Genomic DNA, 26,148 nt, shown 5'->3' with positions numbered 1-26,148 from the left:
GGGGAGATCGGGCCGAGCCCTTGCAGGGCCACTGTGCGCAGGCTAGCGTCATAGCGCATAGAAAGCGCTTGCTGTCACCGTTTCGCGACCGTATCGAGGACACATCGAGGACACGAGGCCGCAACAAACGCGGGACGAGGGGACGAGGGAACGTGGAGGCATCTTCGTGACACGCAGGACAGTGCGGATCGCCATGAACGGCGTTACGGGACGCATGGGATACCGGCAGCACCTTGTGCGCTCCCTCCTCGCGATCCGCGAGCAGGGCGGCGTCGACCTCGGCGACGGGGAGATCCTCTGGCCCGAGCCCGTCCTCGTGGGCCGCCGGGAGCACGCCCTGCGTGAACTCGCCGAGCGGCACCGGCTGACGGATTGGTCCACGGACCTCGACGCGGTGCTCGACGACGGGACCGTCGACATCTACTTCGACGCGCAGGTCACCTCGGCCCGCGTCGAGGCCATCAGGAGGGCGATCGCCGCGGGCAAGCACATATACACGGAGAAGCCCACCGCGACCGACCTCGAGGATGCCCTTGAACTGGCCCGGCTCGCCCGGGCCGCCGGCGTCAGGCACGGTGTCGTCCAGGACAAGATCTTCCTGCCGGGACTGCTGAAGCTGAAGCGCCTCGTGGAGGGCGGATTCTTCGGGGAGATCCTCTCCATCAGGGGAGAGTTCGGCTACTGGGTCTTCGAGGGGGACTGGCAGGAGGCCCAGCGACCCTCGTGGAACTACCGTTCCGAGGACGGCGGCGGCATCGTCGTCGACATGTTCCCGCACTGGGAGTACGTACTGCACGAGCTGTTCGGCCGGGTGACGAGCGTTCAGGCGCAGGTCGTGACCCACATTCCGCAGCGCTGGGACGAGCGCGGCAAGCCGTACGCGGCGACGGCCGACGACGCGGCGTACGCCGTCTTCCAGCTGGAGGGCGGGGCCGTCGCCCAGATCAACTCCTCCTGGGCGGTGCGGGTGAACCGCGACGAGCTGGTCGAGTTCCAGGTCGACGGTACCCACGGCTCGGCCGTCGCCGGGCTGCGGCGGTGCCGCGTACAGCACCGCAGTGCGACGCCGAAGCCCGTATGGAACCCGGATCTTCCCGCCACCGAGTCGTTCCGCGACCAGTGGCAGGAAGTGCCCGACAACAGGGACTTCGACAACGGGTTCAAGGCGCAGTGGGAGCTGTTCCTACGGCATGTCGCCCTGGGTGAGCCCTACCACTGGGATCTGCTCGCGGGCGCGCGCGGAGTGCAGCTCGCCGAGCTCGGGCTGAGGTCGTCGGCAGAGGGGCGCAGGCTCGACGTTCCGGAGCTGGCGCTGTGACGATCCGACTCCCTGGTGACGACGGCACGCTCCGCACCTACGAGCCACGCGGCGAACGCACCACTACCTACTCCGTAGGTAGTGCTCCGCTCGTCTCCCGGACGGTCTTCTCGGCGGCCCACGTCGTCGCCGACCCGTACGCGGACACCACCCCCGACGGCCCCGCCGCCGTCGATTGGGACGCCACCCTCGCCTTCCGCCGTCATCTGTGGGCGCATGGACTCGGTGTCGCGGAGGCCATGGACACCGCGCAGCGGGGGATGGGCCTGGACTGGGCGGGCGCCGCGGAGCTCATCCGGCGTTCGGCCGCTGAGGCGAAGGCGATGGAGGGCCGCATCGCGTGCGGTGCCGGCACCGATCAGCTCACGCGCCCCGGCGCGGACCTCGAGGCCGTGCGCGAGGCGTACGAGGAGCAGCTCGCGCTCGTCGAGGAGAGCGGGGCGCAGGCGATCCTCATGGCCTCCAGGGCCCTGGCCGCGGCCGCCCGCGGCCCGGAGGACTATCTGACCGTCTACGGGTACCTGCTGCGGCAGGCGAGCGAGCCGGTCATCCTGCATTGGCTCGGGCCGATGTTCGATCCCGCACTGGACGGCTACTGGGGAAGCACGGACCTCGACGCCGCCACCGAGACCTTCCTCCAGGTGATCGCCGAGCACCCGGGCAAGGTCGACGGAGTCAAGATCTCGCTGCTGGACGCGCAGCGCGAGATCGACCTGCGACGGCGCCTCCCCGTCGGCGTGCGCTGCTACACGGGCGACGACTTCCACTACCCCGAGCTGATCGCGGGCGACGACCAGGGCTTCAGCCACGCCCTCCTCGGGATCTTCGATCCCCTGGGGCCCGTGGCCGCTGAAGCCGTACGTGTCCTGGACACCGGCGACGCCAAGGGCTTCCGTGAACTCCTCGACCCGACGGTCGAACTGTCACGCCACCTCTTCGAAGCACCGACCCGGTTCTACAAGACGGGAGTCGTCCTGCTGGCGTGGCTGGCGGGCCACCAGTCCCACTTCACGATGGCCGGCGGCCTCCAGTCCGCCCGATCGCTGCCGCATCTCGCGCGGGCCTACGAACTGGCGGACGGGCTGGGGCTGTTCCCCGACCCGGCGCTGGCCGAGGCCCGGATGAAATCCCTGTTCACGGTGTACGGAGTCGAACAGTGACCCACGACCTCTCCCGGTTCAGCATCAATCAGATGACCGTCAAGCAGCTCACGCTGCCGGAGCTCACGGAGGCCTGCGTACGACTCGGCGTGCCCGGTGTCGGGCTGTGGCGCGAACCAGTGCGGGCGTACGGCGTCGAGGCCGCCGCCAAGCTCGTACGGGACGCCGGACTCGCGGTCACCACGCTCTGCCGCGGCGGCTTCCTCACCGCGATCCACCCCGGCGAGCGGGCACAGGCCCTGGACGACAACCGCGCGGCCATCGACGAAGCGGCGGCCCTGGGCACGGACACGCTCGTCCTCGTCTCGGGCGGGCTGCCGCCGGGCAGCAAGGACCTGCACGGTGCGCGTGAGCGCATCGCGGACGCGCTGGGCGAACTCGCGCCGTACGCAGGGGAGCGGGGCGTGCGCCTGGCGATCGAGCCGCTGCACCCCATGTACGCGGCGGACCGATGCTCCGTCTCCACACTCACCCAGGCTCTCGGCCTCGCCGAGCGCTTCCCCGCCGAGCAGGTCGGCGTCGTCGTGGACACGTACCACATCTGGTGGGACGACCAGGCGCCCGCGGCGGTCGCGCGCGCCGGTGCGGGCGGGCGGATCCACTCGTTCCAACTGGCCGACTGGATCACTCCGTTGCCGGAGGGAGTGCTCAACGGCAGGGGTCGGCTGGGCGATGGCGCGATCGACTTGCGCGCATGGCGCGAACGGGTCGACGCTGCGGGCTATACGGGCCCGGTCGAGGTGGAGCTCTTCAACGACGAGCTGTGGGCGCTCGACGGCGTGGTGCTGCTCGCGGAGACGGCGGCGCGCTACGTGCGGCACGTGCTGTAGCTCTCCGGGCAGGCCCGCGATCTCGTGGAGCCGGTCGTCCCCGAGCTCCATCAGTACGTGCTGCTGAAACGCGTCGTCACTCGTGGCGAAAACAGCCAGAGTGCCCTGGTATGTCGGCATTTCGAGATTCCGCAAAAATAACTGACCGCAACCGTGCAACCCTTCTGGCGTGAGACGAGTCGTACTTGGCGTCAGGGCTCCCGGGGAGGGATCTGGGGGGATCGGGGAGCTCTGCCGGAGGGGGAGTGAGCGGGGCCCGGTCATGTGACCGGGCCCCTTGAACTGTCCGGGCCCCGCTGCCCGGCCCCGTGAATCGTGCACACCCCCCGGTGGCTGTGGAGTTTTCCACAGGCACGGCAGGCTGTCCGACCCGGGCGGTAGCGTCGGATCATGTCCAATCTGGCAGTGGTCGAAGGGGTCCTGGAGCGGATCACCTACGCCAACGAGGAGAACGGGTACACGGTCGCCCGCGTCGACACCGGCCGCGGCGGCGGCGAGCTCCTCACGGTGGTCGGCTCGCTCCTCGGTGCGCAGCCGGGCGAATCGCTGCGCATGGAGGGCCGCTGGGGCTCCCACCCCCAGTACGGCAAGCAGTTCAGCGTCGAGAACTACACGACGGTCCTCCCCGCCACCGTCCAGGGCATCCGCCGCTATCTCGGCTCCGGCCTCATCAAGGGCATCGGCCCCAGGATCGCCGAGCGGATCGTCGACCACTTCGGTGCCGGCACCCTCGACATCATCGAGCAGGAGCCAGGGAAGCTCGTCGAGGTCCCGGGTCTCGGCCCGAAGCGGACGAGAATGATCGGCGCCGCCTGGGAGGAGCAGAAGGCCATCAAGGAAGTCATGGTCTTCCTCCAGGGCGTGGGTGTCTCCACATCCATCGCCGTACGGATCTACAAGAAGTACGGGGACGCCTCGATCTCCGTCGTGAAGAACCAGCCCTACCGCCTCGCGGCGGACGTCTGGGGCATCGGCTTCCTCACCGCCGACCGGATCGCCCAGGCCGTCGGCATCCCGCACGACAGCCCGGACCGGGTCAAAGCCGGCCTGCAGTACGCCCTGTCCCAGTCCACGGACCAGGGTCACTGCTTCCTCCCGCAGGAGCAGCTCATCGCCGATGCCGTGAAGCTGCTCCAGGTCGACACCGGCCTGGTCATCGACTGCCTCGCCGAGCTCGCGGCCGACGACGAAGGAGTCGTACGGGAGCAGGTCCCGGCCCCGGACGGCGGCGATCCGGTCACCGCGGTCTATCTGGTGCCGTTCCACCGCGCCGAGCTGTCCCTCTCCGCCCAGCTGATCCGCCTGCTGCGCACGGACGAGGACCGCATGCCGGCCTTCCAGGACGTGGCCTGGGACAAGGCACTGGCCTGGCTCGCGGACCGTACGGGCGCGGAGCTGGCCCCCGAGCAGCAGCAGGCCGTGCGTCTCGCGCTCACCCGGAAGGTGGCCGTCCTCACCGGTGGCCCGGGCTGCGGCAAGTCCTTCACGGTCCGCTCGATCGTCGAGCTGGCCCGTGCCAAGAAGGCCAAAGTGGTGCTCGCCGCGCCCACGGGCCGGGCGGCGAAGCGGCTCGCCGAGCTCACCGGCGCCGAAGCCTCCACCGTGCACCGGCTGCTGGAGCTCAAGCCGGGCGGCGACGCGGCGTACGACCGGGACCGGCCGCTCGACGCCGACCTGGTGGTCGTCGACGAGGCGTCCATGCTCGATCTGCTCCTTGCCAACAAGCTGGTGAAGGCCGTGGCACCGGGTGCGCATCTGCTGCTGGTCGGGGACGTGGACCAGCTGCCGAGCGTCGGCGCGGGGGAGGTGCTGCGGGATCTGCTCGCCGGCTCCGGTCCGGTGCCGAGCGTCCGGCTGACCCGGATCTTCCGGCAGGCCCAGCAGTCCGGGGTCGTGACCAACGCCCACCGCATCAACTCCGGGACACAGCCCCTCACCCAGGGCCTCGACGACTTCTTCCTCTTTGTCGAGGACGACACCGAGGAGGCGGGCAGGCTCACCGTGGATGTCGCGGCGCGGCGCATCCCTGCCCGGTTCGGCCTGGACCCGCGGCGCGATGTGCAGGTGCTCGCCCCCATGCACCGCGGACCGGCCGGCGCGGGCACCCTCAACGGGCTGCTTCAGCAGGCGATCACGCCCGCCCGCCCCGACCTGCCGGAGAAGCGGTTCGGCGGCAGGGTGTTCCGCGTCGGCGACAAGGTCACTCAGATTCGCAACAATTATGAGAAGGGGAAGAACGGAGTCTTCAACGGCACGGTCGGCGTGGTGACCTCGCTCAATACGGTCGATCAGCGACTGACGGTGCTGACGGACGAGGACGAGGAGGTGCCGTACGACTTCGACGAGCTGGACGAGCTCGCGCATGCGTACGCCGTGACGATCCACCGCTCCCAGGGCAGCGAGTATCCGGCGGTCGTGATCCCGGTCACCACCAGCGCCTGGATGATGCTCCAGCGGAATCTGCTCTACACGGCCGTCACACGCGCCAAGAAGCTCGTGGTCCTTGTCGGCTCCCGCAAGGCGATAGGGCAGGCCGTGCGCACCGTTTCCGCAGGCAGGCGCTTTACCGCACTCGACCACCGGCTGGCAGGTGGAGGCTTCGTGGGAAAGATCACCTAGACTTCCGGAACCGGGGCGAAGGGGGCAGGATGAGCAGGTTGACGGCACTGAGTGCCGCCAAATGGCCCAATGGTCGACCCCGAGTGCACTCTCCTCAGCCAAATGGGGGATGGTAGAGACAGTCAGGGCACCTCGAAGAAGAGGACTACGTCGGTGAGGGATGACGTGAGCGACAACTCTGTAGTACTGCGGTACGCGGACGGTGAATACACCTACCCGGTGGTCGAGAGCACCGTCGGCGACAAGGGCTTCGACATCGGGAAGCTCCGGGCGCAGACCGGTTTGGTGACCCTGGACAGCGGTTACGGCAACACGGCCGCCTATAAATCCGCGATCACCTACCTCGACGGCGAGCAGGGCATCCTGCGCTATCGCGGCTACCCGATCGAGCAGCTGGCCGAGCGCTCCTCCTTCCTCGAGGTGGCGTACCTGCTGATCAACGGTGAGCTCCCGACGGTCGACCAGCTGGCCGCGTTCCGGGGTGAGATCACCCAGCACACGCTGCTGCACGAGGACGTCAAGCGGTTCTTCGACGGCTTCCCGCGTGACGCCCACCCGATGGCGATGCTGTCGTCCGTGGTCAGCGCGCTGTCGACGTTCTACCAGGACAGCCACAACCCGTTCGACGAGAAGCAGCGTCACCTCTCCACGATCCGGCTGCTGGCCAAGCTGCCGACGATCGCGGCGTACGCGTACAAGAAGTCGATCGGCCACCCCTTCGTCTACCCGCGTAACGACCTCGGGTACGTGGAGAACTTCCTGCGGATGACCTTCTCGGTCCCGGCGCAGGAGTACGAGCTCGACCCGGTCGTGGTCGCCGCGCTCGACAAGCTGCTCATCCTGCACGCGGACCACGAGCAGAACTGTTCGACCTCCACCGTGCGCCTGGTCGGTTCCTCGCAGGCGAACATGTTCGCCTCGATCTCCGCCGGCATCTCGGCCCTGTGGGGCCCGCTGCACGGTGGCGCCAACCAGTCGGTGCTGGAGATGCTCGAGGGCATCGCGACCAGCGGTGGCGACGTCGACACCTTCATCCGCAAGGTGAAGAACAAGGAGGACGGCGTCCGTCTGATGGGCTTCGGCCACCGGGTCTACAAGAACTTCGACCCGCGCGCCAAGATCATCAAGGCCGCCGCCCACGATGTGCTCTCCGCGCTCGGCAAGTCCGACGAGCTGCTCGACATCGCCCTCAAGCTGGAGGAGCACGCGCTCTCCGACGACTACTTCGTCGAGCGCAAGCTCTACCCGAACGTGGACTTCTACACCGGCCTGATCTACCGGGCCATGGGCTTCCCGACCGAGATGTTCACCGTGCTGTTCGCGCTCGGTCGGCTGCCCGGCTGGATCGCCCAGTGGCACGAGATGATCAAGGAGCCGGGTTCCCGCATCGGCCGCCCGCGCCAGATCTACACGGGCGAGGTCCTGCGGGACTTCGTCCCGGTCGAGGCCCGCTGACCGGCGACAGTATCGGAACCGGGCTGAGCAGGCCTGCCTGGACACCTGAGCAGGCAGGCCTGAACGCCCGAGCAGGCCTGAACAAAGCGAGAAGCGCCCCGCTGCCGATCCCCCCACGGGTCGGCGAGCGGGGCGCTTCCCATATCCCCGGTGCGGATTCCCCCCACGGGATCCGGCCCGGGCGTCTGCTGGTACCCAGCAGAAGCTCTTCGCGGTCTGCCGGGGTACGTATGTCGGGAGGGCCGCTCAAAGCTCCCCGGTCTACGTGCCCCGGCCAACGCTTGCCTGGGACGTCCCCCAAGACATCCCATGAACGTCCCCCAAGACGTTCTGGCATCGCCCACTTAGACTCGCGAAGAGCCCGAATGGTTACCCTCAAATATCTGTGATCTGGATCTCTTTGTGAAGGTCCTGTGTATCACGTGAAGGATCGCAGACGCAGGCTGTTGCTCACCACGAAAACGGATGAGAAGGCCATGGCAATTCCCGCGATCATGGGATTGAGCAGTCCGGCGGCGGCCAGCGGCAGGGCCGCGACGTTGTAGCCGAAGGCCCAGAAGAGGTTTCCCTTGATCGTGGCGAGGGTCCGCCGGGAGAGCCGGATGGCATCGGCGGCGACCCGCAGATCGCCCCGTACGAGCGTGAGATCCCCGGCCTCGATGGCCGCGTCGGTGCCCGTACCCATGGCCAGGCCGAGGTCGGCGGTGGCCAGCGCGGCCGCGTCGTTCACCCCGTCACCCACCATCGCGACCGTACGGCCCCCGGCCCGAAGCCGCTGGATCGCGGCCACCTTGTCCTGAGGCAGCACCTCGGCGTACACCTCTTCGATGCCGACCTCGGCCGCGACCGCCTCGGCGACCGCGCGCTCGTCGCCCGTCAGCAGCACGGGCCTCAGGCCCAGCGCACGCAGCCGGGCGACCGCCTCGGCGCTGGTGTCCTTGACCGCGTCGGCCACGGTCAGTACGCCGCGGGCCTTGCCGTCCCAGGCGACCGCGACGGCGGTACGTCCAGAGATCCCGGTGAGCTCGTGCGGCGGCTCCACGCCGGCCTCCTCGAGCAGGCGGGCGCGGCCGACGAGCACGGTGCGGCCGTCGACCGTGCCGCGTACGCCGAGGCCGGGGACGTTCTCGAAGGTCTCGGGGACGGGGAGCGTGCCGACCCTGGCCACGGCGCCGTCCGCGACGGCACGGGCGACGGGGTGCTCGGAGGCGTGCTCCAGAGCGCCCGCGAACCGCAGCAGCTCCTCCTCGGTGGTGGAGCCGGTGACGTAGATGTCCTGCAGGCGCATCCGGCCGGTGGTGACCGTTCCGGTCTTGTCGAGGACGACGGTGTCGACCGTGCGGGTCGACTCCAGGACTTCGGGGCCCTTGATGAGAATGCCGAGCTGGGCCCCGCGACCCGTACCGACCATGAGGCCGGTGGGGGTGGCCAGGCCCAGCGCACAGGGGCACGCGATGATCAGCACGGCGACGGCCGCGGTGAACGCGGCGGCCGTGTCGCCGGTGACCAGCAGCCAGGTGACCAGGGTGCCGAGGGCGATCAGCAGGACAACGGGAACGAAGACGGCCGAGATGCGGTCGGCGAGACGCTGCACCTGCGCCTTGCCGTTCTGGGCGTCCTCGACCATGCGGGCCATCCGGGCCAGCTGGGTGTCGGCGCCGACCCGGGTGGCCTCCACGACCAGTCGGCCCGCGGTGTTGACGGTCGCACCGGTGACCTTGTCCCCGATGGTCACGTCCACCGGGACGGACTCGCCCGTCAGCATCGACGCGTCGATGGCCGAACTGCCCTCGACGACGGTCCCGTCGGTCGCGATCTTCTCCCCCGGGCGTACGACGAACAGGTCGCCGACCGCGAGGTGGGCGGCCGGGATGCGTACCTCCGTGCCGCCCCTGAGTACGGCGACGTCCTTCGCGCCCAGCTCCAGCATGGCGCGCAGGGCCGCGCCCGCCTTCCGCTTGGCGCGCGCCTCCAGATAGCGGCCGAGCAGGACGAACGTGACGACGCCCGCGGCGACCTCGAGATAGATGGCCGATGCGGGATCGGCGCGGCCGGCGGTGGGGATGACGGCGAGGTCGAAGCCGTGGCGCATTCCCGCCATCCCGGCATGCCCGAAGAACAGCGCCCAGAGGGACCAGCCGAAGGCGGCCAGGGTGCCCAGGGACACAAGGGTGTCCATGGTGGCCGCGCCATGCCGGAGGTTGGTCCACGCGGCGCGATGGAAGGGCAGCCCGCCCCAGACGACCACGGGCGCGGCGAGGGTGAGGGAGAGCCACTGCCAGTTGTCGAACTGGAGCGCGGGGACCATGGCCAGCAGAACGACGGGCGCGGCGAGCAGCCCGGATATACGCAGGCGCCGTCGCAGGGTGATGACGGGGTCGCCGACGGAAGGCTGGGCTCCGGCTCGAGCGGCCTCGGGCCGGGGCTGCGGCTGGAGTTGTTCGGCTCGGGCGACGGGCTGGGCGACGGGCCGGGCCTCCGCTGCTCGGGCGGGCTCCGGCCGGGGCCGCGGGGGCGCGGCCTCCCGGTCGCCCTGCGCAGCGGCGTCGAGTGGCGCGGCGTCCTCGCGGGGGCGCGGCGCGGTTTCGGCACCGCCCACGCTCGGTTCCCGTGGCGCCTCGCTCGCGTGGTGACCGGGGGCGGCAGTCGTGCGGGCCGCGGCCGGGGCGCTCAGCGGCGTGGCCGTGTAGCCGGTCTTCTCGACCACAGCGATGAGGTCGGCGACATCCGTGTCCGTGCCGTATGCGACGCGGGCCTTCTCGGTCGCGTAGTTCACCGTCGCGGTCACGCCGTCCATGCGGTTGAGCTTCTTCTCGACACGGGCCGCGCACGATGCGCAGGTCATTCCGCCGATCAGGAGCTCGATCCGGGACGTGCCCGCGTCCGGGGCCTCGGTGGCGATGCTGGTCATGGGTACTGACTCCAAGGCGGGCCGGCCGGGCCACGCACTGCGGCGCCCGGCCGGAAACGGATGTCAGGCCTGGCCGACGAGCTCGTAGCCCGCCTCGTCGACCGCGGCGCGCACCGCGGCCTCGTCCAGCGGCCCGTCGGACACGACGGTGACCTGTCCGCTGGCGGCGACCGCCTTGACCGAGGTGACGCCCGCGATTCCGGAGATCTCGTCCGACACCGCACCCTCGCAGTGGCCGCAGGTCATGCCCTTCACCTCGTACACCGCGGTGAAGCCTGCCGACGCGGCGTCCGTCGCGCCGCTGCCGTGGCAGGAACCGGCGGGCGAGCAGCAGGAGCCGGTGGCCTGGGGGATCTCGGTCTTCGTCTCGGCGGTCATGGCGTTCTCCTCTTCGGGCCGTGTGCGCTGTGCGATCACTTCGCGGAACGACGTCATGGTGCATCAGGTGCATGAGGGGAGTTCCCGGGGCCCCGGGTTCCTCTCCTTCGTCAGGTTATACCCCTAGGGGGTATGAATGCGAGCCGGTCCGTGGCGGCGTGTCGGACGACGCACGTCGGGCAACGCCCGGACGGATAGGTTCGGGCCGATCCGAGCGGAGCCAGGGAAGGCGGGGCCGATGAGGGCTGTGGTGTTCGAGGAGTACGGACAGGACGCCGAGGTACGGGAGGTGCCGGACCCGGTGCCGTCTGATCACGGCGTGGTCGTACGCGTCGAGGCCACCGGACTGTGCCGCAGCGACTGGCACGGCTGGATGGGGCACGACCCGGACATCACGCTCCCGCACGTCCCGGGACACGAGCTCGCCGGGGTCGTCGAGGCGGTGGGCCCCGACGTCGCCAACTGGCGTCCCGGCGACCGGGTCACCGTGCCCTTCGTCTGTGCCTGCGGCCGCTGCGCCGCCTGTGTGGCCGGGGATCAGCAGGTCTGCGAGCGCCAGACCCAGCCGGGGTTCACGCACTGGGGTTCCTTCGCCGAGTACGTGGCGTTGGAGCACGCGGACGTGAATCTGGTGGCCGTGCCCGAGGGGCTGTCGTTCGCGACGGCGGCGGGGCTCGGCTGCCGGTTCGCGACCGCCTTCCGGGCCGTCGTGGCCCAGGGGCGGGTGGCGCCGGGCGAGTGGGTCGCGGTGCACGGCTGCGGCGGGGTGGGGCTGTCCGCGGTGATGATCGCGGCGGCCTGCGGGGCGCGGGTGGTCGCGGTGGACGTCTCGCCGCAGGCCCTTGAGCTGGCGCGGAAGTTCGGCGCGACGGAGTGCGTGGACGCCACGGCGCTCACCGGCACGGGCGCGGGCACCGGCACCGGCACGGGTGCGGGCAAGGGTGCGGGCGGCGGCACGGGTGCGGGGCGCGGCGCCGGCGGTACGGCCGAGGCGGTGCGTGAGCTGACGGGCGGCGGCGCCCATCTCTCGCTCGATGCGCTGGGCTCACCGGTCACCTGCGCGGCATCGGTGCAGAGCCTGCGCCGCCGCGGACGGCATGTCCAGGTCGGTCTGCTGCCCTCGGCGGCCGGAGACCCGGTCGTGCCCATGGGCCGGCTCATCGGCCTGGAACTGGAGATCCTCGGCAGCCATGGAATGGCCGCGCATGCCTACGGCCCGATGCTGGAGATGGTCCGCTCCGGGGCGCTGAGGCCGGACCTCCTGGTCACCTCGGTGATCTCCCTGGACGCGGCCCCGGCCGCGCTCTCCGCCATGGGCACGACCCCCGGGGCGGGCGTGACGATCATCGAGCCGGCGCGCGTCGCCTGAGCGGCGGCCCGGCTCGCGGGCGTCGCCCGGTAGATGGCACGGCTTGCGCATTGCCTGGTCGATGGCCCGGATCGCGCGTCGCCTGAGCACGGCTCGGGCCCCGCACCGGCCCGATGCGATGCGGGGCCCGGCCCCGATGAACGGCGCGACTCAGTCCCTGCGGCCCCTGTTGCCGGGGCGGTTGGCCACCCAGCGGCGGATGGTCTCCGCGTACCAGTAAGGCTTTCCGGCCTCCACATGGTCGGGCGGCGGAAGGAGGCCGTGCTTGCGGTACGAGCGAACCGTGTCCGGCTGCACCCGGATGTGCGCGGCGATGTCCTTGTAGGACCAGAGCCTTCTGTCCGTCATCTGTGGCACCTCCCTGCGTGCGCCGCAGCGACGGCCGGGGGAGCCGTCGGGGGAGCTGAGGCGCGGACGCTGGCGATCACTGAGCCTGTGCCCGGTGCAACGACAGGGCGTGACGGGGAGGGAGGGGCTGTAGACGCCCTGTGACGGAAAGCCCGCGTAACGGAGACATGCGTGACGCTACGGCAAACTGCCGTGACGTCGCCGGTATGACCGTCATGCCCCGCAGGAGCGGAGGAAGCGACGGGTGCGCTCGGCGATCGGGAAGGGCTTGTCCGGGGGGCACGGGTACATGTCCTGCTCGACGATGGCGAACCGTTCGGCGTCAAGCCGTCGCGCCGCGGCCAGCACCGGCTCCAGCGCGGGAACGCCCTGCGGCGGCTCGCACATCACACCCCGCGCCACAGCCGGCCCGAACGGCACCTCGTCCGCGACCACTTCGGCGAGGATCTCGGGATCCACCTGCTTGAGGTGGAGATAGCCGATCCGCTCGCCGTAGGTCTCGATGAGCTTGACGCTGTCGCCGCCGCAGTAGGCGTAGTGCCCGGTGTCCAAGCAGAGCGAGACCAGTTCGGGGTCGGTCGCGTCGAGGAAGCGGCTGACGTTCTCTTCGCTGTCGATATGGGTGTCCGCGTGCGGGTGGACGACGATCCGCAACCCGAAGCGGTCGCCGACCTCCTGGCCGAGGCGCTCGGTCTGGGTGGTGAGATCGCGCCATTGCTCGGCGGTCAGTGTGCGGTCCTCCAGCACCTCACCCGTCTTGTCGTCGCGCCAGAAGGACGGGATGACGACGAGATGGTCCGCGCCCATCGCCCGGGTTAGCGCCGCGATGTCGGCGACATGGGCCCAGGTCTTCTCCCAGACGGCCGGTCCGTGGTGCAGCCCGGTGAAGACGGTTCCGGCCGAGACCTTCAGCCCGCGCGCCGCGGTCTCCTCCGTGAGCAGGGCCGGGTCGGTGGGGAGGTAGCCGTACGGGCCGAGTTCGATCCACTCGTACCCCGCCTGCGCGACCTCGTCGAGGAAACGCTGCCAGGGAACCTGCTGCGGGTCGTCGGGGAACCACACGCCCCAGGAGTCAGGGGCCGACCCGATCCGGATGCGGTTGAGCGAGGGTGCGGAGGAGGTCATGGCGGCCAGCTTTCCGGCCTCTCGAGAAAGGTGTCAAGCTTTCGTCCGAATGTAAGGACAAAATGTTGACAGCGTTCATGAGGGCGGGCTAGACCAGGGAACAGCCGGGCGTGGAACCGAAGGGACACGTATGTCGCAGCCGCCGTCTCAAGCGTCGCAGCCGTCGCAGCCAGCGTCTCAACCGTCGCGGTCGGCGCGGTCGTCCGAGCCGTCCCAGCCGCTCGAGCCGTCCCAGCGGTACGACGTGATCACGATGGGCCGGATCGGAGTGGACCTCTACCCGCTGCAGACCGGGGTTCCGCTGGCGCGGGTCGAGACCTTCGGGAAGTTCCTCGGTGGCTCCGCCACGAATGTGGCGGTCGCGGCGGCACGGCTCGGCCGCCGCGCCGCGGTGGTCACACGCACAGGACAGGACGCCTTCGGGGAGTATCTCCATGAGGCGCTGGGGGAGTTCGAGGTCGACGACCGCTGGGTGACGGCCGTGCCGGGGCTGCCGACACCAGTGACGTTCTGCGAGATCTTTCCGCCCGACGACTTCCCGCTGTACTTCTATCGGCAGCCCAAGGCACCGGACCTGGAACTGCGCGCGGACGAGCTGGACTTGGCGGCGATCGACGCGGCACGGGTCTTCTGGATGACCGGCACCGGACTGTGTGCGGAGCCGAGCAGGAGCGCGACACTCGCGGCGCTTGCACACCGGGCGAAGTCCGGGACGACAGTCTTCGACCTGGACTGGCGGCCGATGTTCTGGGAGGGCGCGGCCCGGGCGGCGCCGGACGAGGCACGCCCGTACTACGCGCGGGCCCTCGCCCACGCCACCGTCGCCGTCGGCAACACGGACGAGTGCGAGATCGCGACCGGCGAGCGCGAGCCGTACGCGGCCGCCCGCGCACTGCTGGCCGCCGGGGTCGAACTGGCCGTGGTCAAGCAGGGGCCCAAGGGCGTCCTTGCCGTGCACCGGGACGGCACCACCGCCGAAGTCCCTCCGGTGGAGGTCGAGGTGGTCAACGGGCTCGGTGCGGGGGATGCGTTCGGCGGGGCGATGGTGCACGGGCTGCTGGCCGGGTGGGAGCTGGAGCGGGTGATGCGGTTCGCCAACGCCGCGGGCGCGATCGTCGCCTCCCGCCTTGCCTGCTCCTCCGCCATGCCCTACCCCACCGAGGTCGACGCCCTTCTCGAAGAGATCGCGCCCGGTCCCGAGCCCGGCTCGGCGCCCGGCAGCGGACCCGGTCCCGAGCCCCGCTCGGCGCACGGCAGCCCGCCCGGCAGCGGACCCGGTCCCGTACCCGGGACGGCGTCGTGACCCGCGTCGACGTCGCCGACCTGGTCCGCATCAGGGCCCACCACCCCGAGGCGGTCGCCGAGGCGGCCGCCCGGCGGCGCAGGCGCCCGCTCGTCGGGAGCAGCGGACGGCTGATGATCATTGCGGCCGACCATCCCGCCCGCGGTGCCCTCGCCGTCGGCGAGCAGCGGCTTGCCATGGCCAACCGCCCCGGGCTCCTGGAGCGGTTGTGCACCGCCCTGGAGCGCCCCGGCGTCGACGGGGTCCTCGCCACCGCCGACATCCTGGAGGACCTCCTCCTGCTAGGAGCCCTCGACGACAAGGTCGTCATGGGTTCCATGAACAGGGGCGGACTCGCGGGCGCCGCTTTCGAACTGGACGACAGGTTCACCGGGTACCGGGCGGAGGATCTCGTCCGGCTCGGCTTCGATGCGGGGAAGCTGCTCCTCCGCATCGACTACGACGACCCGGGCTCCCTCGCCACCCTCCACTCCACCGCCCGCGCCATCGACGAGATGGCCGCGCACCGGCTGCCGGTATTCGTCGAGCCGTTCATCTGCCGCCGCGTCGACGGGATCCTGCGCAACGATCTGTCCGCGGATGCGGTCACCCGTTCCATTGCCATCGCCTCCGGCCTCGCCGGCACCTCGGCGTACACCTGGCTGAAGATCCCCGTCACCGAGAACCCGGACGACATGGCACGGGTGATGGAGACCTCGACGCTGCCCGCGGTGCTGCTCGGCGGCGACGTGGGCGACTCCGCCGACGGGCAGGCGGCGGCGTACGAGAAATGGCGCGGAGCACTGCAACTGCCCACCGTCCAGGGCCTGGTGGTGGGGCGCTCACTGCTCTATCCGGTCGACGGCGACGTCGCGGCAGCGGTCGACACGGCCGTAGGACTGCTCTAGGGGGTACGGAGAACTCATGGACGACACCGCACGCGGCACCGCACGCAGCACCGCACCCGAAACGGCACGCGACACCACACACGAGAGGCATGTACGCGCAGGGACCGCGGCCGACGGGCCGTACGCGCTCGACATCGACCCCAAGACGGCCGGATGGGGCTACTCCGCGCTGCGGATCCTGGAACTGGGCCCGGGCGGTTCGCACCTTCTGGGTGCGGGGGACAGCGAGTGGATCGTGCTCCCGCTCAGCGGCGGCTGTACGGTGCAGATCGAGGGCGAGACCATGGAACTGCTGGGCAGGGAAAGTGTGTTCGCGGGAGTCACCGACTTCGCGTACGTACCGCGCGACGCCCATGCACAGATCGCCTCCGGCGCGGGAGGCCGCTTCGCCCTGGCAGGAGCGAAGTGCGAGCGACGACTCCCCGCTCGCTACGGCCCCGCGCCGGAGGTTCCGGTCGAGCAGCGCGGCACGGGGACCTGCGCCCGCCGGGTGAACAACTTCGCCGCCGCCGACTCCTTCGACTGCGACCGTCTCATCGCCGTAGAGGTGCTCACTCCGGGCGGCAACTGGTCGTCGTATCCGCCCCACAAACACGACGAGCACCGGCCCGGCGAAGAGACCAGACTGGAAGAGATCTACTACTTCGAGATCGACGGTGAGCACGGCTTCGGCTACCAGCGGGTGTCGCCGTCGCGACCCGGCGGCACCGACCTGCTCGCCGAGGTCCGCAGCGGCGACGCCGTCCTCGTCCCCGACGGCTGGCACGGACCGTCCATCGCCGCGCCCGGCCACGACATGTACTACCTGAACGTCATGGCGGGCCCGGGCCCGGAGCGGGAATGGCGGATCTGCTTCCACCCCGACCACACGGAGGGCTACCGATGAGCACGGGAGCGAGCACGGGGCCTGCCGACCCCCATTCCCGCACGCCCAACCCCGGCGCGCCCAACCCCCGCACGCCCAACCCCGGCGCGCCCAACCCCCGCACGCCCAACCCCGGCGCGCCCAATCCCGGCACATCCCGCCCCGGCACGCGCCGTCTCACCACCGCCCAGGCGCTGATCGCCTTTCTCGCCCGCCAGTACACCGAGCGCGACGGCCGGCAGCGGCGGCTGATCGGCGCCACCTGGGGCATCTTCGGCCACGGGAACGTCGCGGGGATCGGCCAGGCGCTGCTGGAGAGCGGCCCCGACATGCCGTACTACCAGGGCCGCAACGAACAGGCCATGGTCCACGCTGCCGTCGGCCACGCCCGCCAGTCCTGCCGACTCGCCACCCACGCAGTCACCACCTCCATCGGCCCCGGCGCCACCAATCTCGTCACCGGCGCCGCGCTCGCCACCATCAACCGGCTCCCCGTCCTCCTCCTCCCCGGCGACGTCTTCGCGAGCCGCCCCGCCGACCCCGTCCTCCAACAGCTCGAGGTCCCGTACGCGGGGGACGTCTCCGTCAACGACTGCCTGCGCCCCGTCTCCAAGTACTTCGACCGGATCACCCGTCCCGAGGCCCTGATCCCGGCCGCCCTCGCGGCCATGCGGGTCCTCACCGACCCCGCCGAGACCGGCGCGGTCACGCTCGCGCTGCCGCAGGACGTGCAGGCGGAGGCGTACGACTGGCCCGAGGAGTTCTTCGCCGAGCGCGTCTGGCACGTACGCCGTCCGCAGCCCGACCCGGCGGAGCTGGCAGCGGCGGTGGAGGCGGTACGGTCCGCCCGCAGGCCCCTGATCATCGCGGGCGGCGGCGTGCACCACAGCGCCGCGGAGTCCGCCCTCAAGACCTTCGCCGACGCGACCGGCATCCCCGTCGCCTCGACCCAGGCGGGCAAGGGCTCCCTGCGCCACGACCACCCGGCCGACGTCGGAGGCATCGGCCACACCGGCACCGCGGCCGCCGACGAGCTGGCCCGCGCCGCCGATCTCGTCATCGGAATCGGCACCCGCTACTCCGACTTCACCACCGCGTCCGCCACCCTCTTCACCCACCCCGACGTCCGCTTCCTCAACCTCAACATCACCGGCTTCGACGCCCACAAGCTCGCCGCGCTCCCGCTCGTCGCGGATGCCCGCGCCGGACTCGAAGCCCTCACCGCGGCCCTGCACGGCCACCACGTCGAGCACAGCTACGAGACGGAGTACACGGACGACAAGGAGCGCTGGGAGCACCGCGTCGACGCCGCCTACGAGGCGCGCGACGAGGACGTACGCCCCACCCAGCCGCAGGTCCTCGGCGTGCTCGACAGTCTGGTCACCGAGGACGACATCGTGATCAACGCGGCCGGCTCGCTCCCCGGAGACCTCCACAAGCTGTGGCGCGCACGCTCCCGCGACCAGTACCACGTCGAGTACGGCTACTCCTGCATGGGATACGAGATCCCCGCGGCGATCGGCGTGGCGATGGCCGCGCCGGGGCGGCCCGTGTGGGCGCTCGTCGGCGACGGTACGTATCTGATGAATCCCACCGAAATCGTCACCGCGGTGCAGGAGAACATTCCCATCAAGGTGGTCATCCTCCAGAACCACGGGTACGCGTCGATCGGCGGCCTCTCCGAGTCGGTCGGCTCCGAACGCTTCGGCACCGACTACCGCCACCGGGAGGCCGACAGGACATACACGGGGCCACCGCTCCCCGTCGACCTCGCGGCCAACGCGGCCTCCCTCGGGATGCGGGTGCTGCGCGCCAAGACCGTCCGTGACCTGCGCGAAGCCCTGGCGCAGGCCCGCGCGTCCGACCGCCCCACATGTGTCTACGCCGAGACCGAAACGGCAGACACTGTGTCGGGCGCGCCCCCCGCGCAGGCGTGGTGGGATGTTCCTGTGGCCGAGACCGCGACCCGCCCGTCGGCGGTCAAGGCCCGGGAGGAGTACGACCGGCAGGTCGCAGCCCGACGCCGCCATCTCTGAAGGACCTGAAGGAGCTTTTCGTCATGACGAAGACCGTCAACCACTGGATCGGTGGCAGGACCGTCGAGGGCGCGTCCGGCAACTGGGGCCCGGTCACCGACCCGGCGACCGGGGCCGTGACCACGCGGGTCGCGCTCGCTTCGGTCGAGGAGGTCGACGCGGCCGTCGCCGCCGCGAAGGCCGCGTTCGAGACCTGGGGCACGTCCTCCCTGGCCCAGCGGACCACGATCCTCTTCCGCTTCCGCGCGCTTCTCGACGCCAACCGCGACGCGATCGCCGAGCTGATCACCGCCGAGCACGGCAAGGTCCACTCGGACGCGCTGGGCGAGGTGGCCCGCGGTCTGGAGATCGTGGACCTGGCCTGCGGGATCACCACGCAGCTCAAGGGGGAGCTGTCCACCCAGGTGTCGAACCGGGTGGACGTGGCGGCGATCCGCCAGGCGGTCGGCGTCGTGGCGGGCATCACGCCGTTCAACTTCCCGGCGATGGTGCCGATGTGGATGTTCCCGCTGGCCATCGCCTGCGGAAACACCTTCGTCCTCAAGCCGAGCGAGAAGGACCCGTCCCCGTCGCTGAAGATCGCCGAGCTGCTGGCCGAGGCGGGCCTGCCGGACGGCGTCTTCAATGTGGTCCAGGGTGACAAGGTCGCCGTCGACCGCCTCCTGGAGCACCCGGACGTCTCGGCGATCTCCTTCGTCGGCTCGACGCCGATCGCCCGGTACATCCACACCACCGCCTCTGCCAACGGAAAGCGCGTCCAGGCGCTCGGCGGTGCCAAGAACCACATGCTGGTCCTCCCGGACGCGGACCTGGACGCGGCCGCCGACGCCGCCGTCTCCGCCGCGTACGGCTCCGCGGGCGAGCGCTGCATGGCGATCTCGGCGGTCGTCGCGGTCGGCGCGATCGGTGACCAGCTCGTGGACAAGATCCGTGAGCGCGCCGAGAAGATCAAGATCGGTCCGGGCAACGACCCGACCTCCGAGATGGGTCCGCTCATCACCAAGGTCCACCGCGACAAGGTCGCCTCCTACGTCCACGGCGCGGCGGACCAGGGCGCCGAAGTCGTCCTCGACGGCACGGGCTACACGGTGGACGGCTTCGAGGACGGCCACTGGATCGGCCTGTCGCTCCTCGACAAGGTCTCCACGGACTCCGACGCGTACCGGGACGAGATCTTCGGCCCCGTGCTGTGCGTGCTGCGCGCCGAGACGTACGAGGAGGGCCTCGAGCTCATCAACTCCTCGCCGTTCGGCAACGGCACCGCCATCTTCACCCGCGACGGCGGCGCCGCCCGCCGCTTCCAGCTGGAGGTCCAGGCGGGCATGGTCGGGGTGAACGTCCCGATCCCGGTGCCGGTGGGCTACCACAGCTTCGGCGGCTGGAAGGACTCGCTCTTCGGCGACCTCCACATCTACGGCAACGACGGCGTGCAGTTCTACACCCGCGGCAAGGTCGTCACCACCCGCTGGCCCGACCCGTCCGAGGCCCCGGCGGGCGTGGACCTGGGCTTCCCGCGCAACCACTGACGCCGACCACAGCCACAGAACGCCGCGCGGCCCGTACGGAACCCTCACCCCGTACGGGCCGCGTGGTCGTCCGGCTGATGCCCTGATGCCCTGATGCCCGAGGAGCGGGCCTACCCGGGTGGGGAGGAGCTCCTCGAGCATCTCACGGCGTAGCAGCCGCGCCCGGGATCGGAACAGCGCCCGGACCGGAACAGTGCCCGGACCGGAACAGTGCCCGGGATCAGAACAGCGAGTGCAGCAGCTTGTTCGGGGAGCCCGTGCGCGGGTCCACGACCTTGCCGCTCGTCGCGTTGTTCACCAGGGCGTCGCGGACCTGGGCCGGCGTGGCCGAGGGGTGGGTCGCGAGGTAGAGCGCGGCGACTCCGGCCGTGTGCGGGGTGGCCATCGACGTACCCGAGATGGTGTTCGTCGCGGTGTCGCTGTCCTTCCACGCCGACGTGATGTCCACGCCGGGCGCGAACAGGTCCAGGCAGCTGCCGTAGTTGGAGAACGACGCCCGCCGGTCCGTGTTGTCCGTCGCGCCGACCGTGATCGCCTCGGGGACGCGGGCCGGTGAGTAGTTGCAGGCGTTCACGGGGATGCCGATGAGGATGCCGTTGCCCGCCGCGATCGAGTAGCTGACGCCCGACGCGATGGACTTCTTCACCGCGTCGTCCAGCGCGGCGCTGGCCCCGCCGCCCAGGCTCATGTTGGCGACGGCCGGCTTGACGGCGTTGGCGGTCACCCAGTCGACACCGGCGATGACCCCGGCCGTCGTACCGGAGCCGTCGCAGCCGAGCACGCGCACGGCGACGAGCTTCACGCTCTTGGCGACGCCGTACGTCCTGCCGCCGACCGTGCCCGCGACATGGGTGCCGTGACCCTGGCAGTCCTGGCCGTTCTGGCCGTCGCCGACGGTGTCCGTGCCCACGCTCGCACGGCCGCCGAACTCGCTGTGCGAGGTGCGGATGCCGGTGTCGATGATGTGCGCGTTCACGTTCGACGCCGTCGTGTTGTACGTGTACGTCGTCGACAGCGGCAGGTTGCGCTGGTCGATGCGGTCGAGGCCCCAGGTCGCGTTCGCCTGGGTGTCGTTGAGGCGGACGACGGCGTTCTGCTCGACGTACGCCACGCGCGGGTCGGCGGCGAGACGAGCGGCCTCCGCCTTGGACATGGAGGCGGAGAAGCCCTTGAGGACCGAGCGGAAGGTGTGCTGGGGAGTCACACCCTGGTCGGCGGCGATGTCGGAGACGCTGGTGCTGCCGTCCTTCAGGGCGACGATCCAGCTGTTCTGTACGGCGGTTGCAGTGGGGGCGAGACGGAGATCGCCGAGCGACGCGCTCTGCGCGGTGGGGGTGACGGCGAACTGGAGACCGGCCGCGAGGGCGACTGCGGGGAGCAGCGCGCCCAGACGTATGGAGCGGCGGGCAGTGAATCTCATCTCGTGCACCTGACCTCTCTCTCTGATCGGAACACGACAAAAATCCGCTTGGGGGCTGCGGATGTGCCGGACAGCGTCTCGTGCGGTGATCGAGTGCACAAGGGGTTGTTACTGATGGGTTCAAGCCAATGCCCTGGTGGCATGCGCAATTTGGCGGACATCACCGACATCGTCATCGCGCAGGGCGGTGCTCCTGCGTCAGCCGGTCCGTCAGCGGTGCGTCAGCGCGAATCGCCCGAATCGTCACCTGTCGTGAAGTCCCAGGTCAGCATGGCGAATTCGCCCTCGTTCGCGGCGCCGGCCGAGCCGTACGTCGCCAGCGCCGGGTCGTTGTCCGTGTCGACGCCGACCCACATGTCGTAGCAGCCGCGCTCCCGGGCGACCGTCGCGAGGGCCTCGGTCAGCGCTCGGCCGATACCGCGCCGCCGATGGTTTTCGGCCACCGACAGCTCGTACAGACACATTTCCGTGCCCTTGTCGGGGTGGAGCATCTCGATGCCGGAGACCATTCCGGCAGGGGCGCCGTCGACATAAGCGATCAGCATCAGATGGCCGGGGGCGGCGAGGAAGCGCTCCGCCCACTCCGGGCGCGCGGGGCCGTCGTACAGATGCTCGGCGGCGATGAGCTCGGCGACGGTCGTCGCGCGGCGGATCTCCATGCGGGCTCCTCCGTGGGCTCCTCTGTCTGCCGCTGCGCGCTGTCCGCCGCCGCGTGCTGTGCACCGGTATGCGCTGTGTACCGCCGTGCGCTGTGTACCGCGTCTGGTGTACGGCGACGGTACTCGGTACTACCCGAGGAGGTCGGGGAGTTCCGCCCGGCGGCAGCCGCGAGGAGGCGGGGGCGCGCTTAGGGTTTCAAGCATGAAGATCCGACTTCCCGGGTGGGCCGTCGTCCGCCGGCGCCGTGGGCGATGGTTCGCGGGCGTCGCCGCGTTCGCCGTGCTCGCCGGTGCCGGTACCTGGACGGCCGCCGCTTCGGACGACGTGCCGACCGTGCACCGCGAGGACCAGGTGCTGACCATGCCGGGGGCGAGGATCGACACCTCGTACTTCACCTCCGGTGGCGGTGGCGATGGCGGTGGCGAGCGCCGGCCCGCCGTGCTGCTCGGGCACGGCTTCGGCGGCAGCAAGGAGTCCGTACGGGAACAGGCGGAGGCGCTGGCCCGTGACGGGTATGCCGTGCTGACCTGGTCCGCGCGCGGTTTCGGCGCATCCACCGGCCGGATCGGCCTCAACGACCCGGACCACGAGGTCAAGGACGTCTCCCGGCTGATCGACTGGCTGGCTGAGCGGCCGGAGGTACGGCTGGACGCCGCCGGCGACCCGCGCGTGGGGGTGACGGGGGCGTCGTACGGCGGGGCGATCTCCCTGCTCGCCGCGGGGTACGACCGCCGGGTCGACGCGATCGCCCCGGAGATCACGTACTGGAACCTCGCGGACGCGCTCTTCCCGGACGGTGTCTTCAAGAAACTCTGGGCGGGAATCTTCTTCACGACCGGCTCGGCGGGCACGGCCGGACTCACCCCGGACGCCCCCGAAGCCCCGGCGGACCCGAACGGCCCGGCGGACCCGAACGGCCCGGCGGACCCGAACGGCCCGGCGGACCGGAACACCCAGGCCGGAACGGGCGGGACCGGGAAGCGCGCAGCCGAGGCCGGCAGCGGTCAGGCCGAGGGCACGTCCGCCGCCGTCCCCGCGTGCGGGCGCTTCCAGCCCGTCCTCTGCGCCATGTACGAGCGGGTCGCCACCTCAGGCAAGCCCGATGCGGCGGCCCGCGCCCTGCTGGAGGCGCGCAGTCCGTCCGCTGCCGGCGACCGGATCAAGGTGCCCGCGCTCATCGTGCAGGGGCAGTCCGACTCGCTCTTCCCGCTCTCGCACGCCGATGCGATGGCCAAGGCGATCAAGGGCAACGGTGCGCCCGTGGCCGTCGACTGGATCGCGGGAGGGCACGACGGCGGTGACCTCGAGGCCGACCGGATCCAGGGGCGGGTCTCCGCGTGGTTCGACCGGTATCTGAACGGGGACAAGGCCGCCGACACCGGCCCCGCCTTCCGCGTCAGCAGGACCGGCGGCGTCGACTCCACCGACGGACAGGCGACCCTGCGCGGCGCCACCGCGGCCGACTACCCGGGCCTGGGCGCAGGCGGCCGTACGGTCGAACTGACCGGCCGGACACAATCCTTCCGCAACCCGGCAGGCGCCAGCCCGCCCGGTATCTCCGCCGTCCCCGGCGTCGGCGGCGGGCTCTCTCAGCTCTCCTCCCTCGGCGTCGGCCTCTCCCTCGACTTTCCCGGGCAGTACGCCCGATTCGACTCCCGGCCCGTCGACCGGCCCCTGCGGATCACCGGCTCGCCCACCGTCCGGGTCGAGGTGACGTCCGACAGCGGGGAGGCGGTCCTCTTCGGCAAGCTGTACGACGTCGGGCCCGACGGCCGCCGGCAGGTGCTGCCGGCCCAACTCGTGGCCCCCGTCCGGGTCGAGGGCGCCAAGGCAGGCAAGCCGGTCGCCCTGACCCTGCCCGCCGTGGACCATGAGATCGAGGCAGGCCACCGGCTCCGCCTCGTCCTCGCCGCCACCGATCTGGGCTACGCCTCCCCGGCTGCCCCGGCCACCTACACCGTCTCCCTGGCAGGGCAGCTCACGGTGCCCACCGCACCCGCCGTCACCACCCAGGCGCCCGCCCTGCCCTGGTGGGTATGGGGACTGCCCGCCGCGGGCGCCGTCGTCGCCGCGGCGCTGCTGCTCACCGCCCGCCGCCGCACCACCGCGCCGGCACCGGACCCCGAACTCGCCGACGTCCCCCTGCAGATCACCGGACTGTCCAAGCGGTACGCCAACTCCGCCGACCGCTACGCCGTGCGCGACGTGTCCTTCCGCGTCGAGAAGGGCCAGGTCCTCGGACTCCTCGGTCCGAACGGCGCGGGCAAGACCACCACGCTGCGCATGCTGATGGGCCTGATCACCCCCGACGACGGCGAGATCCGCGTCTTCGGACACGCCGTCAAGCCCGGCGCGCCCGTCCTCTCCCGGGTCGGCGCCTTCGTCGAGGGCGCGGGCTTCCTGCCGCATCTGTCCGGGCGGGAGAACCTCGAACTGTACTGGCGGGCCACCGGCCGTCCGGCCGAGGACTCCCACATCGGCGAGGCCCTGGAGATCGCCGGCCTCGGCGACGCCCTCGCCCGTGCCGTACGCACCTACTCGCAGGGCATGCGCCAGCGGCTCGCCATCGCGCAGGCCATGCTCGGACTGCCGGATCTGCTGATCCTCGACGAACCGACCAACGGGCTCGACCCGCCACAGATCCGCGAGATGCGGGACGTGATGATCCGGTACGCGGCCGGGGGCCGGACCGTCATCGTCTCCAGCCACCTCCTTGCGGAGGTGGAGCAGTCCTGCACCGACCTGGTGGTCATGGACCGTGGCCGGCTCGTGCAGGCAGGCCCCGTCGCGGAGATCACCGGCGCGGGCGACACCCTGCTGGTGACGACCGCGGCCGAGGTGGCCGAGCCGCTGGTGGAGAAGATCGCGGCCCTGCCCGGGATCGGCTCCGCCGTCCGCACGGACGACGGGGACGGGCTGCTGGTCGGCCTGGACGGCGCCAGCGCCTCCACGCTCATCGCCGAACTCGTACGGCTGGACGTGCCGGTGACCGGTGTCGGCCCGCACCGACGCCTGGAGGACGCATTCCTCACCCTGATCGGAGGAGCATCCGCATGAGCACCGTGCACACCAGGGCGGGCGAGGCGACCGCCCCCGGCTACCGGCCGCGGCACACCCTGCCGCTGCGTGTCGAGGCCGTACGTCAGCTGAAGCGCCGGCGGACGCTGGTGATGGGCGCCATCCTGGCTGCCCTGCCGTTCGTCCTGATCGTGGCCTTCGCGATCGGCGGCACACCGGGCGAGCGCGGCGGGGGCGGTGGCGACCGGATCACGCTGATGGACACGGCGACCGCTTCCGGCGCGAACTTCGCCGCCACCTGCCTCTTCGTATCGGCGGGGTTCCTGCTGGTGGTGCCCGTCGCACTGTTCTGCGGGGACACCGTCGCATCCGAGGCAAGCTGGTCCTCCCTCCGCTATCTGCTCGCGGCACCGGTGCCGCGGTCGCGACTGCTGTGGTCGAAGCTGATCGTGGCGCTGGGCTTCAGCGCCGCGGCGATGCTGCTGCTGCCGCTCGTCGCACTTGCGGCGGGCACGGCGGCCTATGGCTGGGGGCCGCTGGAGCTGCCCACCGGAGGGTCCCTCGCGACCTCGGACACCCTGCCGCGGCTCGCGCTCGTCGTCGCATTCATCTTTGTGTCCCAACTGGTCACCGCCGGTCTGGCGTTCTGGCTGTCGACCAAGACGGACGCACCGCTGGGCGCGGTCGGCGGCGCGGTCGGTCTGACGATCATCGGGAACGTCCTGGACGCGGTGACGGCGCTCGGCTCCTGGCGCGACTTCCTCCCGGCGCACTGGCAGTTCGCCTGGGCGGACGCGCTGCAGCCGCAGCTGGAATGGGGCGGGATGCTGAAGGGCACGGCGGTATCCGTGACATACGCCCTGATCCTCTTCGCCCTCGCCTTCCGCGGCTTCGCCCGCAAGGACATCGTGTCCTGACGT

At 70.9% G+C, this 26,148-nt stretch carries 19 protein-coding genes; 13 read left to right on the top strand and 6 right to left on the bottom strand.

Annotated features, from left to right (window positions below; genetic code table 11):
• The first annotated feature begins 166 nt into the window (after positions 1-166).
• The 5 genes from ACWCXB_RS07050 (at position 167) to ACWCXB_RS07030 (ending at position 7,382) form a co-directional block, all read left to right on the top strand.
• Positions 167-1,318 carry a Gfo/Idh/MocA family protein gene (locus tag ACWCXB_RS07050; RefSeq protein ID WP_450719836.1) on the top strand — a complete coding sequence of 384 codons (1,152 nt, stop codon included), beginning with the start codon at positions 167-169 and terminating at the stop codon, positions 1,316-1,318.
• Positions 1,315-2,478 carry a dihydrodipicolinate synthase family protein gene (locus tag ACWCXB_RS07045; RefSeq protein WP_450719834.1) on the top strand — a complete coding sequence of 388 codons (1,164 nt, stop codon included), beginning with the start codon at positions 1,315-1,317 and terminating at the stop codon, positions 2,476-2,478. Before ACWCXB_RS07050 ends, ACWCXB_RS07045 begins: the two co-directional genes overlap by 4 nt.
• Positions 2,479-2,510: 32 nt before the next feature.
• Positions 2,511-3,308 (top strand): sugar phosphate isomerase/epimerase family protein, encoded by a 798-nt coding sequence (locus tag ACWCXB_RS07040; protein ID WP_450719832.1) that lies wholly within the window; start codon positions 2,511-2,513, stop codon positions 3,306-3,308.
• A gap of 390 nt (positions 3,309-3,698) precedes the next feature.
• A complete protein-coding gene (gene recD2 / locus ACWCXB_RS07035) occupies positions 3,699-5,927 on the top strand; it encodes an SF1B family DNA helicase RecD2 (protein WP_450719830.1) in 2,229 nt (742 codons plus the stop codon).
• 165 nt (positions 5,928-6,092) lie between these two features.
• Positions 6,093-7,382, top strand: a complete 1,290-nt coding sequence (locus ACWCXB_RS07030) for a citrate synthase (protein ID WP_450719828.1) — start codon at positions 6,093-6,095, stop codon at positions 7,380-7,382.
• 418 nt (positions 7,383-7,800) lie between these two features.
• Here ACWCXB_RS07030 and ACWCXB_RS07025 read toward each other — a convergent pair whose 3' ends face one another.
• On the bottom strand, positions 7,801-10,293 hold the full coding sequence (locus ACWCXB_RS07025) for a heavy metal translocating P-type ATPase (RefSeq protein WP_450719826.1): 2,493 nt from the start codon (positions 10,291-10,293) through the stop codon (positions 7,801-7,803).
• Between the two features lie 63 nt (positions 10,294-10,356).
• Positions 10,357-10,671 (bottom strand): heavy-metal-associated domain-containing protein, encoded by a 315-nt coding sequence (locus ACWCXB_RS07020; protein WP_450719824.1) that lies wholly within the window; start codon positions 10,669-10,671, stop codon positions 10,357-10,359.
• 238 nt (positions 10,672-10,909) lie between these two features.
• Here ACWCXB_RS07020 and ACWCXB_RS07015 point away from each other — a divergent pair, with 238 nt between their 5' ends.
• The gene (locus ACWCXB_RS07015) at positions 10,910-12,040 is read left to right on the top strand and encodes a zinc-dependent alcohol dehydrogenase family protein (protein WP_450719822.1); all 1,131 of its coding nucleotides are present in this window, start codon (positions 10,910-10,912) and stop codon (positions 12,038-12,040) included.
• A gap of 150 nt (positions 12,041-12,190) precedes the next feature.
• Here ACWCXB_RS07015 and ACWCXB_RS07010 read toward each other — a convergent pair whose 3' ends face one another.
• Positions 12,191-12,388 (bottom strand): helix-turn-helix transcriptional regulator, encoded by a 198-nt coding sequence (locus tag ACWCXB_RS07010; protein ID WP_450719820.1) that lies wholly within the window; start codon positions 12,386-12,388, stop codon positions 12,191-12,193.
• Between the two features lie 213 nt (positions 12,389-12,601).
• Complete coding sequence (locus ACWCXB_RS07005; RefSeq protein ID WP_450719818.1) at positions 12,602-13,513, bottom strand: sugar phosphate isomerase/epimerase family protein; 912 nt, start codon at positions 13,511-13,513, stop codon at positions 12,602-12,604.
• Positions 13,514-13,766: 253 nt separating this feature from the next.
• Here ACWCXB_RS07005 and iolC point away from each other — a divergent pair, with 253 nt between their 5' ends.
• The 5 genes from iolC to mmsA are packed head-to-tail and all read left to right on the top strand — an operon-like array spanning position 13,767 to position 20,130.
• Positions 13,767-14,816 carry a 5-dehydro-2-deoxygluconokinase gene (gene iolC / locus ACWCXB_RS07000; RefSeq protein ID WP_450720094.1) on the top strand — a complete coding sequence of 350 codons (1,050 nt, stop codon included), beginning with the start codon at positions 13,767-13,769 and terminating at the stop codon, positions 14,814-14,816.
• On the top strand, positions 14,813-15,703 hold the full coding sequence (locus tag ACWCXB_RS06995) for a Cgl0159 family (beta/alpha)8-fold protein (RefSeq protein ID WP_450719816.1): 891 nt from the start codon (positions 14,813-14,815) through the stop codon (positions 15,701-15,703). The genes iolC and ACWCXB_RS06995 overlap by 4 nt, the downstream gene beginning before the upstream one ends.
• A 16-nt stretch (positions 15,704-15,719) precedes the next feature.
• A complete protein-coding gene (gene iolB / locus ACWCXB_RS06990; RefSeq protein WP_450719814.1) occupies positions 15,720-16,589 on the top strand; it encodes a 5-deoxy-glucuronate isomerase in 870 nt (289 codons plus the stop codon).
• The gene (gene iolD / locus ACWCXB_RS06985) at positions 16,586-18,604 is read left to right on the top strand and encodes a 3D-(3,5/4)-trihydroxycyclohexane-1,2-dione acylhydrolase (decyclizing) (RefSeq protein ID WP_450719812.1); all 2,019 of its coding nucleotides are present in this window, start codon (positions 16,586-16,588) and stop codon (positions 18,602-18,604) included. Before iolB ends, iolD begins: the two co-directional genes overlap by 4 nt.
• 23 nt (positions 18,605-18,627) lie before the next feature.
• Positions 18,628-20,130 carry a CoA-acylating methylmalonate-semialdehyde dehydrogenase gene (gene mmsA / locus ACWCXB_RS06980; RefSeq protein ID WP_450719810.1) on the top strand — a complete coding sequence of 501 codons (1,503 nt, stop codon included), beginning with the start codon at positions 18,628-18,630 and terminating at the stop codon, positions 20,128-20,130.
• 220 nt (positions 20,131-20,350) lie between these two features.
• On the opposite strand, the gene ACWCXB_RS06975 is transcribed toward mmsA, so the two are convergent.
• Positions 20,351-21,550, bottom strand: a complete 1,200-nt coding sequence (locus ACWCXB_RS06975) for a S8 family peptidase (protein ID WP_450719808.1) — start codon at positions 21,548-21,550, stop codon at positions 20,351-20,353.
• Between the two features lie 221 nt (positions 21,551-21,771).
• On the bottom strand, positions 21,772-22,209 hold the full coding sequence (locus tag ACWCXB_RS06970; protein ID WP_450719806.1) for an N-acetyltransferase family protein: 438 nt from the start codon (positions 22,207-22,209) through the stop codon (positions 21,772-21,774).
• A gap of 202 nt (positions 22,210-22,411) precedes the next feature.
• On the opposite strand from ACWCXB_RS06970, the gene ACWCXB_RS06965 reads away from it, so the two are divergent.
• Entirely contained in the window at positions 22,412-25,267 is a 2,856-nt protein-coding gene (locus tag ACWCXB_RS06965; protein ID WP_450719804.1) for an alpha/beta fold hydrolase, read from the top strand.
• Complete coding sequence (locus ACWCXB_RS06960) at positions 25,264-26,145, top strand: ABC transporter permease (protein WP_450719802.1); 882 nt, start codon at positions 25,264-25,266, stop codon at positions 26,143-26,145. The genes ACWCXB_RS06965 and ACWCXB_RS06960 overlap by 4 nt, the downstream gene beginning before the upstream one ends.
• Positions 26,146-26,148 lie beyond the last annotated feature (3 nt).

The organism is Streptomyces sp. NPDC001514 (assembly GCF_053597075.1).
This window is presented reverse-complemented; position numbering and strand designations above follow the sequence as displayed.